The organism is Aestuariibius sp. HNIBRBA575, assembly GCF_040932005.1.
In the GTDB taxonomy this organism is placed as follows: Bacteria; Pseudomonadota; Alphaproteobacteria; order Rhodobacterales; family Rhodobacteraceae; genus CANLNM01.
This window is the reverse complement of sequence record NZ_CP162414.1, coordinates 710,548-725,962: the sequence shown is the minus strand read 5'-3', so window position 1 is coordinate 725,962 and position 15,415 is coordinate 710,548. Positions and strand designations below refer to the sequence as shown.

Annotated in this window: 14 protein-coding genes; 6 read left to right on the top strand and 8 right to left on the bottom strand. The window is 56.0% G+C overall.

Going from position 1 to position 15,415, the window contains the following annotated elements; all coding sequences use genetic code 11:
• Nucleotides 1-80 precede the first annotated feature (80 nt).
• The 5 genes from upp to AB1F12_RS03735 are packed head-to-tail and all read right to left on the bottom strand — an operon-like array spanning nt 81 to nt 4,603.
• Nucleotides 81-713: a uracil phosphoribosyltransferase gene (gene upp / locus AB1F12_RS03755; RefSeq protein WP_368186683.1), complete on the bottom strand. Its 633-nt coding sequence runs from the start codon at nt 711-713 to the stop codon at nt 81-83.
• Complete coding sequence (locus AB1F12_RS03750) at nt 710-1,699, bottom strand: adenosine deaminase (protein ID WP_368186681.1); 990 nt, start codon at nt 1,697-1,699, stop codon at nt 710-712. The genes upp and AB1F12_RS03750 overlap by 4 nt, the downstream gene beginning before the upstream one ends.
• Nucleotides 1,696-2,907 carry a phosphopentomutase gene (locus AB1F12_RS03745; protein WP_368186680.1) on the bottom strand — a complete coding sequence of 404 codons (1,212 nt, stop codon included), beginning with the start codon at nt 2,905-2,907 and terminating at the stop codon, nt 1,696-1,698. Before AB1F12_RS03745 ends, AB1F12_RS03750 begins: the two co-directional genes overlap by 4 nt.
• A complete protein-coding gene (locus AB1F12_RS03740; RefSeq protein WP_368186678.1) occupies nt 2,907-4,211 on the bottom strand; it encodes a thymidine phosphorylase in 1,305 nt (434 codons plus the stop codon). The genes AB1F12_RS03745 and AB1F12_RS03740 overlap by 1 nt, the downstream gene beginning before the upstream one ends.
• Nucleotides 4,211-4,603 carry a cytidine deaminase gene (locus tag AB1F12_RS03735; RefSeq protein WP_368186677.1) on the bottom strand — a complete coding sequence of 131 codons (393 nt, stop codon included), beginning with the start codon at nt 4,601-4,603 and terminating at the stop codon, nt 4,211-4,213. Before AB1F12_RS03735 ends, AB1F12_RS03740 begins: the two co-directional genes overlap by 1 nt.
• Nucleotides 4,604-4,827: 224 nt before the next feature.
• Here AB1F12_RS03735 and AB1F12_RS03730 point away from each other — a divergent pair, with 224 nt between their 5' ends.
• The 4 genes from AB1F12_RS03730 (at nt 4,828) to AB1F12_RS03715 (ending at nt 11,669) form a co-directional block, all read left to right on the top strand.
• Entirely contained in the window at nt 4,828-7,107 is a 2,280-nt protein-coding gene (locus AB1F12_RS03730; protein ID WP_368186676.1) for an NADP-dependent malic enzyme, read from the top strand.
• A 73-nt stretch (nt 7,108-7,180) separates the two neighbouring features.
• Nucleotides 7,181-8,701 carry a methyl-accepting chemotaxis protein gene (locus AB1F12_RS03725; RefSeq protein ID WP_368186675.1) on the top strand — a complete coding sequence of 507 codons (1,521 nt, stop codon included), beginning with the start codon at nt 7,181-7,183 and terminating at the stop codon, nt 8,699-8,701.
• Between the two features lie 220 nt (nt 8,702-8,921).
• Nucleotides 8,922-10,814: a propionate-CoA ligase PrpE gene (prpE, locus tag AB1F12_RS03720; protein WP_368186674.1), complete on the top strand. Its 1,893-nt coding sequence runs from the start codon at nt 8,922-8,924 to the stop codon at nt 10,812-10,814.
• A gap of 132 nt (nt 10,815-10,946) precedes the next feature.
• A complete protein-coding gene (locus AB1F12_RS03715) occupies nt 10,947-11,669 on the top strand; it encodes a hypothetical protein (protein WP_368186672.1) in 723 nt (240 codons plus the stop codon).
• A gap of 42 nt (nt 11,670-11,711) precedes the next feature.
• Here the strand turns inward: AB1F12_RS03715 and AB1F12_RS03710 are convergent, their stop codons facing one another.
• Together AB1F12_RS03710 and AB1F12_RS03705 are read right to left on the bottom strand one after the other, a co-directional pair.
• Nucleotides 11,712-12,260, bottom strand: a complete 549-nt coding sequence (locus AB1F12_RS03710; protein ID WP_368186671.1) for a hypothetical protein — start codon at nt 12,258-12,260, stop codon at nt 11,712-11,714.
• Nucleotides 12,261-12,273: 13 nt separating this feature from the next.
• Nucleotides 12,274-13,038, bottom strand: coding sequence for an NAD kinase (locus AB1F12_RS03705; protein ID WP_368186670.1), 765 nt, complete (start codon nt 13,036-13,038; stop codon nt 12,274-12,276).
• A gap of 172 nt (nt 13,039-13,210) precedes the next feature.
• Here AB1F12_RS03705 and glyA point away from each other — a divergent pair, with 172 nt between their 5' ends.
• Together glyA and AB1F12_RS03695 are read left to right on the top strand one after the other, a co-directional pair.
• On the top strand, nt 13,211-14,506 hold the full coding sequence (glyA, locus tag AB1F12_RS03700; RefSeq protein WP_368186668.1) for a serine hydroxymethyltransferase: 1,296 nt from the start codon (nt 13,211-13,213) through the stop codon (nt 14,504-14,506).
• A gap of 183 nt (nt 14,507-14,689) precedes the next feature.
• Nucleotides 14,690-14,986: a hypothetical protein gene (locus AB1F12_RS03695; RefSeq protein ID WP_368186667.1), complete on the top strand. Its 297-nt coding sequence runs from the start codon at nt 14,690-14,692 to the stop codon at nt 14,984-14,986.
• Here AB1F12_RS03695 and AB1F12_RS03690 read toward each other — a convergent pair whose 3' ends face one another.
• Nucleotides 14,987-15,364 carry a hypothetical protein gene (locus AB1F12_RS03690; RefSeq protein ID WP_368186665.1) on the bottom strand — a complete coding sequence of 126 codons (378 nt, stop codon included), beginning with the start codon at nt 15,362-15,364 and terminating at the stop codon, nt 14,987-14,989.
• Between the last annotated feature and the right edge of the window lie 51 nt (nt 15,365-15,415).

Below are 15,415 nucleotides of genomic sequence, written 5' to 3'. Positions count from 1 at the left end.
CCACAAGATATTGTGGGAGAATGCCGTACAATCTCAAAACTGTAAAGCTATTGTTGACGAAAACAGGGGATTTTGCCCCCTTATTTCGTACCAAACATGCGGTCACCCGCATCCCCTAGGCCCGGTACAATATATCCATGGTCATTCAGCCTTTCATCCACTGCTGCCGTGACAATTGGCACATCTGGATGGGCTTCTTTCATGCGTGCGATGCCCTCTGGGGCGGCCAAAAGACACAGGAATATGATGTTTTTCGCACCCGCCTCTTTCAGCAAATCAATGGCTGCTACGGACGAATTCCCGGTCGCCAACATCGGATCAACGGCGATGGTCAAACGATCCCCCAGCTCATCAGGCACCTTGAAATAGTACTGGACCGGCTTCAGGGTTTCTTCGTCACGATAAAGCCCGACAAACCCGACACGCGCAGCTGGGATCAGCTCTAAAATGCCGTCCAACAACCCGTTTCCGGCCCGCAGAATAGAAATCAAAGCCAGCTTTTTGCCATCAATCACCGGCGCATCCATTTTCTGCATCGGCGTGTCGATTTCACGGGTGGTCATCGGCAGGCCACGGGTCACTTCGTAGGCCAACAAATGGCTGATTTCACGCAGCAGACGTCGGAACGAATTGGTCGACGTATCTTTGTCACGCATGATGGTCAGTTTGTGCTGTACCAGAGGGTGATCAACCAGGGTCAGATGGGGATTCATGTTGTGGGCTCCAGTTTTTTTGCGATCATCGCACGTGTTGTGTCATCGCAAAATGCGGCATCAAGCGCCACCTTATTCAACGCGGCAAAATCGGTTTCATTCCAGCCAAAGGTTTTTTCCAGCATCTCGTATTCTTGGGTCATGGTGGTGTGGAAAAACGGGGGATCGTCGGTGGATACGGTGACTTTGACGCCCGCGTCGCGCAGCATTCGGATCGGGTGCGTGTCCCAACTGGGCACGGCCTTCAAAAACACGTTTGATCCCGGACAAACCTCTAATGTGATGCCTTTTTCGACGATTTCGTCGATCAAAGCAGGGTCTTTGGACGCGTTAATCCCATGGCCCAGCCGTTCGACTTTCAGGTCGCGGATTGTGTCCTGAACCATGTCCGCCCCACCCCATTCGCCGGCATGGCAGGTCAGCTGCAAACCTGCTTCGCGGGCCATATCATAGGAATAGGCAAAATCGCCCGGCCGGTGCATCATTTCGGCGCCACCCATGCCGAAACCCGTGATAAAATCGCCTTTGGTTTCCGCAGCGCAACGCGCGGCTGACTTTGCTTTCTCGGGTCCTTCGTGGCGAATACAGGTCACAATGCCCCGCAACGTGATGCCGTATTGGGCCTCACATTCGTCGGCGGCGGTTTTCATCGCGGCTACGTAGTCTTTCCATGCAGCCAGATCGCCATTTCCGCAAAAATCGGGACTGATAAAGGATTCTGTGTAAACCACCCCTTGATGGGCGCTGTTTTCCAGCACCGCGCGGGTCAAACGATAGAATTCCTCTGGTCCGGTCAACGTGGTGCAGGCGGCTTCGTACACTTCTAAAAAGTGGGTGAAGTCGCGATAGGCATAGCCCCCGTCTGGCGTGAATATCCCGCTGATATCCATACGTTTTTCCGCGGCAAGCTGATGGATAAATTCTGGTGGTGCGGCGCCTTCCAGATGCATATGCAGCTCAACTTTGGGAAGGTTCAGATAAGTCATAAAAACGTCTTTCCTGGTCCCTGTGACGGGATGTTTAGGTGGGATGCCACACTGGCCGCCACGTCGGGAAAGGCCACAAGGCCGAGATTTTTAGCACCAATTCCGTGGATCAGCACCGGAACGCGTTCGCGTGTGTGATCGGTCCCTACCCAGGTCGGGTCATTGCCGTGATCAGCGGTGATCAACAGCAAATCATCCGCGCACAGCTTTGGCAGTAGCTTGGATAGTTCAGCATTAAACCACTCTAGGTGTCGCGCATATCCTGACACGTCGCGTCGATGGCCATATAGGCTGTCAAATTCGACGAAATTGGCAAACACCAACGCGCCATCCTCTGCCTCTTCGACCAGGTCGTTCAGATGCTGCATCAAGGTAGCATCTGCCCCCTTGCGGTTTTCATAAATTCCGCGCATTGAGAAAATATCACCAATCTTTCCAACGGCATAGACGCGGCGGCCTGCCTCAGACACCCAATCACACAAGGTCGGGGCCGGGGGGGCAATGGCGTAATCATGGCGGTTCAATGTACGGGTAAACCCTGCCTCGGGCGTGCCAATAAAGGGGCGCGCAATAACGCGGCCAACCTTCATGTCATGCACATATGGCGCAAGGTCCTGACACAGCTTTAACAGGCGATCCAAGCCAAAGCTTTCTTCGTGGGCGGCGATCTGAAGCACGCTATCTGCCGAAGTATAGCAAATCGGATATCCGTTCTGAACGTGGCGCGCGCCCTCTTGTTCGATGATCGTCGTGCCGGATGAATGGCGGTTGCCCAAAATCCCGTCTGTGCCGGCCAATTCACAGATTTTGGCCACCAATTCAGGGGGAAAACAGGGGTCGTTGTCCGGGAATGTATGCCAATCCCACGGCACAGGCACGCCGGCCAATTCCCAGTGGCCTGTTGGCGTATCTTTGCCCGGTGACACCTCAGTTGCCGCCGCATAAGCCCCCATCGGTTGCGCGTTTAGCCCGATCACCGGATCCCCCGTTGCCAACCGGCAGGCTTCGCCCAGTCCCAACGCGTCCAGCACGGAGACATCCAGGGGACCGCTGCGCCCCTCTTGGGCGCGCCCAGCGGCGCATTCCGCCGCGATATGGCCGATTGTGTTGGCCCCGGAATCCGGTTCATCCCCGTTATAAAACAGGGCCGCATCCGGTGCCCCGCCGATCCCGACAGAGTCAATCACAACCATAAACGCGCGCGGCATCAATCGATCCTTTCGTGAACCAATGGCAGACTTTCCGGGGCGGTTTCCCCGATCGTGACGGCCTTTAGGATTGCATGGGCCGCCTGTGTGGCTTTGTCTTCGGTGCGGGCATGCAGGGTGCAAATTGGATCGCCCTTTTCCACCCATTGGCCGCGACCTACAACCTCTGACAGCCCAACGGCGGGGTCAATTTTGTCACTTTCGACCAAACGGCCGCCGCCCAGATGTACCACCGCCAGCCCAAGCGCTTCTCCGTCAATGTTGGACACGTAGCCGGACCGTGGGCTGGGGACGTCGCCCACAATGGGCGCTTTGGCCAAATGGGTGTGCCAATCGCGGTCCAGATCCGGAGGCCCGCCCATTTCCGACACCATTTTGGCGAAAATTTCCATCGCGCGACCCGATGCGATGGCCACATCCATGCGCTCTTCGCTTTCGCCTTCTGCTTCGCCGGACAGCGCCATCAAACGCCCGCCCAATGCGACGGTCAGGTCGTGCAAGCGCGGCGCTGCGGTGCGGTTGCCCGCCAGCACCTCCATGCAGATCGCCACCTCAAGCGCATTGCCAAGCGACGGCGCCAGCGGTTCGTTCATATCGGTGATCATCGCGGCTGTGCTGCACCCGGCCCCGTTTGCCGTATCCACCAAGGATCGGGCCAATGCGCGGGCTTCGTCGGGGGTTTTCATGAACGCGCCGGTGCCAACTTTGACGTCCAAAACCAGACCTTCCAGCCCGGCGGCCAGTTTTTTAGACAGGATAGAAGCGGTAATTAAATCAATGCTTTCCACGGTCGAGGTCACATCGCGCACGGCATATAGTTTCTTATCCGCCGGGGCGATCTGCCCCGTGGCACCTGCAATGATACAGCCCACATCGCGGGTAATCCGGCGCAGGCTGTCTTCGTCGGTTTGCGCGACCAATCCGGGGATGGATTCCATTTTATCCAGCGTGCCGCCCGTATGTCCCAGCCCACGGCCGGAAATCATCGGGACAAACACGCCACAGGCCGCCAATGCCGGCGCGAGGATCAGCGACACGCAATCGCCAATACCCCCCGTTGAATGTTTGTCCAGCACAGGCCCCGGCAAATCCCACGCCATCACATCACCGCTATCGCGCATCGCCATTGTCAGGCCCACCCGCGCGGCAGGCGTGATCCCATTCAGCAGCACCGCCATCGCAAAGGCACCGGCCTGTGCATCACTGACCTGACCATTGGCCAATCCCGCAGCGAACCAGCGCAGCTCTTCGGTGTCGGGGGTCTGCCCTTCGCGCACCTTGAGCAATATCGCGCGCGCATCCATTAGCTTCGCTCCATGTGGGCGGCGTCAAACACACCGGGCAGTAGGTCGGCGATTGTGGTCTCTTGGGTGACGCCATCAACCGTGGTCATGGTCACTTTGACCGATCCATCCGCAAATTCAGCCAGCTTTTGGCGGCATCCCCCGCAAGGTGACACAGGTTTGGGGCTGTCTGCGATCACCGCAACCTCTGCGATTGCGCTGTCTCCGGCGGCGATCATGGCCGCGATTGCCCCTGCTTCGGCGCAGGTTCCTTCGGGATAGGCCACGTTTTCGACGTTACAGCCTGCATAAACCACGCCAGATGTCGCGCGAATCGCCGCACCCACCTTAAAGTTGGAATAGGGCGCATAAGCATTTTCGCGCACAGTTCGCGCTGTTTGGACCAATGACATATCACTTCCTTTAAGCATATTTTACGCGGCGACGCGCAGATTCACGAACCTGTAACATCTAATATAATAGATGCAGCAGAGCCTGAGCAGCAGCAGTTTAAAAGACAGCCTGTCGGGCGCTAACGGGATTTGCAAGTGCTATGCGCCTTGGCTATGAGCGCATCAACCCTTCCCCCACGGCAGTAAAAATGGTTCAATATTGAACCAATCCAAAGGAGCGCCCCATGTCAGACACATCCAGAGAAGCCCTTCGTCAGGCGGCGCTTGATTACCACCGCCATCCAAAACCCGGCAAGCTGGAAATTCGCGCAACCAAACCTCTGGCCAATGGGCGGGATCTGGCGCGGGCTTATTCCCCGGGCGTGGCTGAGGCGTGTTTGGAAATCAAGGCAGACACAGCGACGGCGCAGGATTACACGTCGCGGGGCAATCTGGTTGGGGTTGTGACCAATGGCTCAGCCGTGCTGGGATTGGGCAATATCGGCGCGTTGGCATCCAAACCTGTCATGGAAGGTAAAGCCGTTCTGTTTAAGAAATTCGCCAATATCGACTGTTTTGACATCGAAGTGGACGAACCTGACCCGGAAAAGCTGGCCGAAATTGTCTGCGCATTAGAGCCGACCTTTGGGGCGATCAATCTAGAAGATATCAAAGCCCCGGATTGTTTCATCGTTGAGAAGATTTGCCGCGAACGCATGAATATCCCTGTGTTTCACGACGATCAGCACGGCACCGCGATTGTGGTGGGCGCGGCTGCCACCAATGCGCTGCATGTTGCGGGCAAGAAATTCGAAGACATTAAAATCGTGTCCACCGGGGGCGGTGCTGCGGGGATTGCCTGTTTGAACATGCTGCTCAAACTGGGGGTGAAACGCGAAAATGTCTGGCTGTGTGACATTCACGGTCTGGTCTACAAAGGCCGCACAGAGGATATGAACCCGCAAAAGGCCGAATATGCCCAAGACAGCGATCTGCGCAGTCTAGCAGACGTGATTGACGGCGCGGACATGTTTCTGGGCCTGTCCGGTCCCAATGTGTTGAAACCGGAAATGGTCGCCAAAATGACGCCTCAGCCGATCATTTTTGCGCTGGCCAACCCAAATCCCGAAATTTTGCCAGATATGGCACGCAGCGTGGCCCCGGATGCGATCATCGCCACGGGGCGCAGCGATTTTCCCAACCAAGTCAACAACGTGCTGTGTTTTCCGTTCATCTTCCGTGGGGCGCTGGATGTGGGGGCCACTGAGATTAACGACGAGATGCAGATCGCCTGTGTCGATGGTATCGCTGCCCTAGCCCGCGCCACCACCAGCGCCGAGGCCGCCGCCGCCTATCAGGGCGAACAGCTGACCTTTGGCGTTGATTATTTGATCCCCAAACCGTTTGATCCCCGCCTGATGGGTGTGGTCGCCAGCGCAGTGGCCAAGGCGGCGATGGAAACCGGGGTCGCCAAACGCCCCCTGCCCTCCATGGACATCTACAAAGAGCAACTCGACGGGTCGGTGTTCAAATCGGCGCTGTTGATGCGCCCCGTCTTTGAGGCAGCACGGTCCGTGTCCCGTCGCATTGTCTTTGCCGAGGGCGAAGATGAACGCGTGTTGCGCGCCGCCCAAGCCATGCTGGAAGAAACCACCGAACATCCCATTCTCATCGGCCGCCCCGACGTTATGGAAAAGCGCTGTGAACGGGCTGGGCTAAAGCTGAAACTGGGGGTCGATGTTCAGGTGGTGAACCCGGAAAACGACCACCGGTATCGCGATTATTGGGAAACATATCATCAGGTTATGGGGCGCCGCGGCGTTACCCCCGATCTGGCGCGTGCCATCATGCGCACCAACACCACCGCAATCGGCGCCATCATGGTCCACCGCAACGAAGCCGACAGCCTGATCTGTGGAACATTTGGCGAATTCCGCTGGCATTTGAACTATGTCACCCAATTGCTGGGCGATCAGGATTATTGCGCAACCGGGGCACTGTCCCTGATGATCATGGAAGACGGCCCCCTGTTTATCGCCGACACCCATGTCAATTCCCTGCCATCCCCAGAACAGCTGGCTGAATCCGCCATCGGTGCGGCTCGCCACGTGCGCCGTTTTGGTCTGGAACCCAACATCGCATTTTGTTCGCAATCCCAGTTCGGCAATCAGGCCGAAGGGTCCGGCAAACGCCTACGCGCCGCCATCGCATTGCTGGATCAGCAGCCGCGCGATTTCTGCTACGAAGGCGAAATGAACGTCGATGTGGCGCTGGATCCGGTGCTGCGGGATCGGATTTTTCCGGGCAACCGGATGAAAGGCGCAGCGAATGTGTTGATTTTTGCCCATGCGGATGCGGCATCTGGGGTGCGCAACATCCTGAAATCACGGGCTGGCGGGCTCGAAGTAGGGCCAATCCTGATGGGTATGGGCAATCGTGCCCATATCGTCACCCCGTCCATCACAGCGCGCGGTTTGCTCAACATGTCTGCCGTCGCGGGCACCCCCGTGACACATTACGGATAATTGATGGTTCCTTACGAATAGTTCACCATTTTCGGTCAATCCTTTTGCAACCTGCATGAGGAAACCCTCAAACATGCTCAAACGTGTGGCCCAATCACGATATGGCTCGTGGCTCAACCGGCGTGACGCTGCACCTGTTGACGTGGATGAAACGGAACTGGCTGATCCTGTGCCTGATCCGTTGGATGACGCGGCCCCGACAGAGGACAGCGATGCGTCCCAGCATCACGAACGGCTGCATCATCTGGCCCATAGCGCGTCGAAATTGGGCTACGAAGTCGTTGATATCGCAGGTTTTCTGGATGAACTCGAAAATCGGTCGGAACAGCAACTGGTCGTGCTGCGCGACGCCCGGCAATCGGCCGAACAGGTGGCCTCGGCCACCGATGCGGTCTGCGACACGGTGACAGAGGTTACCACTGCGGCCACGGATGCCCTCAACAAAGTTGAGGGGTCAGTCACCGCTGTTCGTGAAACCGCAACCCGATCCTCGGACGTGGCAGGCTGGGTTGAATCGGTCGCGGCTCAGGTGTCTGACGTCGTGGATTCCCTGATCGAAGTGCAAAGCAACAATGAACTGATCGGCGATATCGCGTCGCAGGTGAACATGTTGTCGATCAATGCGCGCATTGAGGCAAGCCGCGCCGGCGAAACTGGCAAAGGCTTTGCGGTGATCGCCCATTCCATCAATGAACTGGCCGCACGCACCAATGACGTGGCCGGGTGTATCCGCGAAAGTGTGACATCCCTGACCACCGCGATCACCGAACTCGCCAGTCAAAGCGAAGCCGTGCGCGGAAACGCAGAAAAAGTGATCCAAGACAATAAAGTGGCCGATGCCACCTTGGGCGAAATCGCCAGCCACATTCGGGACGTACACGCCAAGTCGGTGAAAATCGACACTGAATCCCAAAAGACCAAGTCGGCGACATCGCGGTTCATCCCTGCCTTTACCGATGTGGGCACCAGCATTAACGACACGTCCGAACGCATTCATGGCGTGACCAAACGCACATCCGATTTGGTCGACATGTCAGAAGAAATCGTTCAGTTTTCGGTTCAACTTGGCGGAGAGATTGAGGATTCAATCTATATTGATCGCGTTCAGTTGGATGCGGCCGCCCTGTCACAAGCGTTGGAACAGGCCGTTGCAACCAATAAAATTTCAGAAGACGACCTGTTTTCGCGGGAATATACGCCCATTCCCGGCTCTCGGCCGCAACAAGTTACCGCACCGTTCACCACGCTGACGGATGAATTGTTCACTTCGATCCAAGAAGACGCCATCGCGCAATCGCCCGACGCCGTGTTCTGCGCGGCCGTGAATGTTGACGGATATTTGCCCACCCATAATCTAAAGTTTTCCAAACCCCTCAGCAATGATGAGGTGTGGAACACAGCAAATTGTCGAAACCGGCGGATTTTTGACGACCGGGCGGGGCTGAAATCGGGCCGCAATACGCAGCCGTTTTTGTTGCAAGTTTACCGGCGCAACATGGGTGATGGTGTTTATAAACTTATGAAAGATGTGTCCGCCCCGATCTTTGTGAATGGGCGACATTGGGGTGGGTTGCGGCTTGCTTATGGCGCTTAGCGTGGGCACTGCGATTCTCCAAATTCGGTTTGCAACTTTGCAATTGCGACAAGCGCCTTGAATAATTTGCTTTAAATGTTGAGCTTTGCAAAAATTTGCAATCCATTTCGCCCGAAACTGCAAACAATACGCGGTAATCTGCCGCGCCTGATCCCAAGACGCTTGCCGTATCGCAGCCCGGCGCAATAGACATATCCTGACACAGAGGAGGAGCGTCACCATGGGATATAGCGACGTCTATGAAAATTGGAAATCCGACCCCGAAGCGTTTTGGATGGAGGCCGCTCAGGAAATCGACTGGATGCAGGCCCCGTCAAAGGCGCTGTTCGATGACGCGGCTCCTTTGTATGAATGGTTTGCCGACGCCAAGGTAAACACTTGCTGGAATGCGGTGGACCGGCATGTGGAAAACGGCCGCGGTGAACAGACGGCGATCATTTATGACAGCCCAATCACCCATACCAAACGCGAAATATCCTATGTCGAGCTGCGCAATCGGGTTGCCAATCTGGCCGGGGCGTTGCGGGCCAAAGGCGTCGAAAAAGGCGACCGCGTCATCATCTATATGCCGATGGTTCCCGAAGCGTTAGAAGCCATGCTGGCCTGCGCGCGCCTGGGGGCGGTGCATTCCGTCGTGTTTGGGGGCTTTGCTGCCCATGAATTGGCGGTGCGGATCGATGATGCCAAACCCAAATGTATCATCGCGGCATCCTGTGGTTTGGAACCGGGCCGGGTGGTGCATTACAAACCGCTGCTGGATGGTGCGATCGAACAATCCAGCCACAAACCAGATTTTTGCGTTATTTTTCAACGCGAACAAGAGGTTGCAGAACTGGTTGAGGGGCGCGATGTCAACTGGCATGGGTTCCAATATGGGGTAGAGCCCGCCGAATGTGTCCCGGTTGAGGGCAACCATCCGTCCTATATTCTGTACACGTCCGGCACCACTGGCCAACCCAAAGGCGTGATCCGCCACACGGCCGGGCAATTGGTGGCGCTGAACTGGACCATGAAAAACCTATATAATGTCGATCCCGGCGATGTGTTCTGGGCGGCCTCTGATGTGGGCTGGGTCGTTGGGCATTCCTACATTTGCTATGGCCCATTGATCGCCGGCAACACCACCATCGTGTTCGAAGGCAAACCCGTCGGCACCCCGGATGCGGGCACATTCTGGCGGGTGATTTCAGAACACAAAGTCAAAAGCTTCTTTACCGCGCCAACGGCATTTCGGGCCGTGAAACGGGACGATCCAACCGGTGAGTTCGTTAAAAAATATGATCTGTCAGGGCTGAAAGCCGTTTATCTGGCCGGGGAACGGGCCGATCCGGACACGATCAAATGGGCGCAGGATCAGCTGAACGTGCCAGTGATTGACCATTGGTGGCAGACAGAAACCGGTTGGGCGATTGCGGCAAACCCGTTGGGAATCGAAGAATTGCCGGTCAAGTTGGGCAGCCCTTCTGTGCCAATGCCCGGATATGACGTGCAAATTCTGGACGAAGCCGGGCACGAAGTGGCGGATGGCGACATGGGTGCGATTGCGATTAAATTGCCTTTGCCCCCCGGAACGTTGCCGAATCTGTGGAACGCCGAGGAACGCTACAAGAAGAGCTATCTAGACCATTTCCCCGGATATTACGAAACCGGAGATGCCGGGTACAAAGACGATGATGGCTATTTGTACATCATGGCGCGCACAGATGACGTGATCAACGTGGCCGGGCATCGCCTGTCCACTGGCGGCATGGAAGAAGTGCTGGCCAGCCATCCAGATGTGGCGGAATGCGCGGTGATTGGCGTGTCAGACAAGCTGAAGGGCCAAGCGCCGCTCGGGTTCCTGTGTCTGAATGCCGGAACGGATCGCCCACATGCCGATATCGTTAAGGAATGTGTCAAACTGGTCCGGGATCAGATTGGCCCCGTGGCGGCATTTAAACTGGCCTGTGTCGTGGATCGCCTGCCCAAAACGCGATCTGGGAAAATCCTGCGGGCCACCATGGTGAAAATCGCCGATGGTGAAACGTTTAAAATGCCAGCCACCATTGATGATCCGGCGATTTTGGATGAAATCAAGGATGCGCTACAGACGCTTGGCTTTGCAAAAACCTAAGCCAGACATGTGATCAAATTGAAAAACCGCGCAGGAAATTGCGCGGTTTTTTGCTGTACACTCACCCGTTTGGGTGATGCCATGCCCGGCACGTCCCGTCAGTATTTGCGACGACCAAATAGGGGACAGAAAGTGCTAAGAATAATTCAGAGAATAGCCGTTGTGATCACATTGGCCGTGGCGGGGTGCGGGATACCGGACATTTCACATCTGCCACCGGCGGAACAATTGGCCCAGTTAGATCAGTGGATAGCAGAGTCAGAAGCCTCTCTGCACGATCCCACCCCCGCGCCGTTTTATGTTTCCCCGGCGGAACAGGCGCTGTTGGATTTGGGGGAACAACAGCAGCGTCAAATCATCGATGATATGAAAGCCCAGCGCGCGCAATTGTTGGTGGCGCATCCGGAATTGGCCCCTGTGGGGACGTCATCTGGGCCATCTTCTGGTGCGGAGTTTGCAGGGGGGCGTTTGGGGGCAAATGTCAGCCGCGTGTCCCTGTCAGGCAATTGCGGATTTCCGGCCTCTGAGGTCAGCGAAGCCAATCGGCGACTGACCTATAACGATGCCGCATTGGGCACGTCTCAGCCTGCGTTTAACAGCCAATCCGCCCTGCGCGGAATGGCGACGGGCATTGCCTGTTCTGATGCCAACCTGCAAATGCAAGCCTATGAGGCGCCGCTAAACGGGGCGATCAATGCGGCGATCCAACTCAGAAACTCGACCGCGACCACCATTGATTTGCGCTGTGTTCCCGGGCCGGGATCCTGGAATGATAGCATATGCACCGCTGTTGCCCTGCTGCGCGAAGCACAGGATGTGGCGGTCGTCTGTCACCAAGCCTGTTCCGGCGGATAAGGATCAAAAACCCGGCGCGTTTGATCGCGCCGGGTTTCCAAATCAGAACCGCAGTGGTTTTGGAGAGGCCATAAATAGTGGAAATTGCACACCAAGCTCTTCGCCGGTATTGCCGTTGAAATCAACGATCAGGTAGCCGCCATTCGGGTTTCGATAATAGGCTTGGCAAGGTTTGAGAGCCTCATCAAAGATATCTTCGGCAAATGCGCTTTCCATTTCGGCCTGCAGCAATTCATTCATAAACTCACTGCCACCGATAAGTGAAAACTCAGTGTTTTCACGGTCAAAACAGACATGATCCCCTTCGATCAGCATCATCGTTTTGACCCGCAGGACCACATCTGAATCTTCTGCAACTCGTGTTCTTCCGACGGCATAATAGGACCCACGTGTGCGAACGATTTGTTCAACAAACCGACATGTATCCGACGCTGCTTCGTAATCCACACATTCGTAGGGTGTTGCGCTCAATTCCCGTAGATATTGTGCGGCTGGCACCTTTTCGCCTCTGGGGACGTCGGCAACCGGCGCAGCACAAGCTGTCAATCCAACCAAAGCCAGTGCAGCCGTGAATGCTTTGAAAATACGCATCGTTTTTCCTTACTTATACAAATTGCTCACTGATTAGCCGTTCCTCAAGCCCATGTCCCACATCAAATAACAATCGATGTCGAATTTCAGGCTCACTGCGGATTTCGACCGACACAACGTTTGACACCTGGCGGCTATCCGCATCGGCCATCACCGGGCGTTTTCGCGGTTCAGATACGTCAAACCGCACCACCGCGTTTTTAGGCAGCAACGCGCCGCGCCAACGCCGGGGGCGGAACGCAGCCATCGCCGTCAGGGCCAGCACATCGGACCCAACCGGCAGGATCGGACCATGGGCAGAATAATTATAGGCCGTGGACCCGGCTGGCGTGGCAACCAGCGCCCCGTCACAGACCAGTTCCTGCATCCGCAATTTTCCATCGACAGTGATGCGCAATTTCGCCGCCTGTGGACCGGCGCGCAGCAGGCTGACTTCGTTAATGGCCAGCGCTGTGTGGGATTCACCTGACACGGTCAATGCGGTCATCGACAACGGGTTGATCACCGTTTCTTCGGACAATGACAGACGTTCGATCAGGTTGTCTTCGTTATAGGCATTCATCAAAAACCCAACCGTGCCGCGATTCATCCCATAAACCGGCGCGGGCAAATGCTGGGTTCCGTGCAACGTCTGCAACATAAACCCATCCCCGCCCAATGCGATGATGATGTCCGCCTGTTCCAGCGGAACCTCGCCATATCTGGCGGTCAGGGTCGCGCGGGCAGTTTGCGCTATGGGGGCATCGCTGGCGACAAAGGCAAAAGTCAGGTCCGACATGACCGCTCCTTTTTGGTTTCCTTTTGGTTCTGGGCTGTCCCAATGCGAAACGCAAGTCACTGATGTCGACGCTAACAGGACGTCTTTGTCCCCAAACAGGTCGATTCAGGGGTTTTCCGATAGGAAACTTCCCTCTATTGAACCTCGGACTCTTACTGGACTGGAGCCCAAAATGACCAACGACATCCGTGACGCCGGTTTCTTTACCGAAGCCCTTGCCACCCGCGACCCCGAATTGTTCGGCTCAATCACCGGAGAGCTGGGCCGTCAACGCGACGAAATCGAACTGATCGCGTCTGAAAACATCGTGTCTGCCGCCGTCATGGAAGCGCAGGGCTCGGTCATGACCAACAAATACGCCGAAGGCTATCCCGGACGTCGGTATTATGGCGGCTGCGATTATGTCGACGTTGCTGAAAATCTGGCCATTGCCCGCGCCAAAGAATTGTTTGGCTGTGACTTTGCCAACGTTCAGCCCAATTCCGGCAGCCAAGCCAACCAAGGTGTGTTTCAGGCGCTGATCCAGCCGGGTGACACCATTCTGGGCATGAGCCTGGATGCAGGGGGGCACCTGACCCACGGCGCGCGTCCGAACCAATCCGGGAAATGGTTCAACGCGGTTCAGTATGGCGTGCGTCAGCAGGACAACACGCTGGATTATGATCAGGTCGAAGAACTGGCCAAGGAACATAAGCCCAAGATGATCATCGCTGGTGGCTCTGCCATTCCGCGCCAGATCGATTTCAAACGTATGCGTGAAATCGCCGACATGGTTGGGGCCTATCTGCACGTGGACATGGCGCATTTCGCTGGTCTGGTGGCCGCAGGTGAACATCCCAATCCGTTCCCTTATGCACATGTTGCGACAACCACGACCCACAAAACCCTGCGCGGTCCACGGGGCGGGATGATCCTGACCAATGACGAAGCCATCGCCAAAAAGATCAACTCTGCGATCTTCCCCGGCATTCAGGGCGGCCCGTTGATGCATGTGATCGCGGCCAAGGCTGTGGCCTTTGGCGAAGCGCTGCGCCCAGAGTTCAAAACCTATGCCAAACAGGTCATCACCAATGCCCAGGCCCTGTCTGATCAGCTGATCAAAGGTGGTCTGGACACGGTCACACATGGCACCGACACCCATGTTGTGCTGGTTGACCTGCGCCCCAAAGGCGTCAAAGGCAACGCCACCGAAAAGGCGCTGGGGCGCGCGCATATCACCTGTAACAAAAACGGCGTGCCATTTGATCCAGAAAAACCAACCATCACATCCGGTATCCGGCTGGGATCGCCTGCGGGCACAACCCGTGGCTTTGGCGACGCTGAATTCCGCCAGATCGCAGATTGGATCATCGAAGTTGTGGACGGTCTGGCCGCCAATGGCGAAGACGGCAATGCGGAAGTAGAAAGCAAGGTCAAAGCCGAAGTCGCCGCCATGTGCGCAAAGTTCCCGCTTTACCCAAATTTGTAAGGTAAACATTGCCTAAACGGGTTAAAACAAACCCGGAACAGAACCAGAATGCCGCCCCATCCGGGCGGCATTTATCGTTTTTAAACATGACTTTATGAATTCTAAATAGGACAATTTGAAATTTAAGACTCTGGTAAACTTCTGGGCGCAAATTCAGGGAAAGTTCATATTCCAGAGGTCCCCATGCTCAAGAAAATTCTCATCCCCGCAATCGCCGCTGTATCCCTGTCTGGCTGTGGCGCAGCCGTTGTTGAAATGACCGAAGGCATGGCCATCGGCCCCGTTCAAACCCTCAACAGCTTTCAATTGAACCGCGTATCACGTGACAGTTTTTCAGGCTCCGCCCCGGCATCTTGGAAACCCGCAGAAATTCAGCGACGCGCCCATGGCTATTATTGTGGTCCGTCCAGCCAAGTGACAAATTTCCGGATGCAGAATGCCGGTGGTGGTATGGTCAGCTTTTCTGGCAGCTGCATGTAATCACACCAAACCGCGCCAACGCAGCATGGCGATCACAATTATAAACACCAACAGCAAATTCAGCGCGATCCCGGCAAGCCAGTTCAGACGACGTGTCACCAACGCTTGTCGTGGATCGATCTGCTGAAGATATGCCACCACCCGTTGCTGGCCCATTTCGGTCATTTCCAGATTGACCATCCGGGCCAGTTTCGGGTTGCGCAGCAACAGATCCGCCTGTGCCAATGCATGTGCATCGCGCCGAATGTTTTTGGGCAATCTGCGCCCTGCCCGCGACAATTGGTGATCCAGATCCCGCCCGCGCACCCGCAGCTTTGCCTCTAGCAAATCGCGTACTTCCGTCACTTTTTCGTTTAGTTCATCCGGTCCCATTTTCACAGCTTACCCCCTGCCATCTGGGCTTTCAATCGACAGCATCGCCTCATAAAC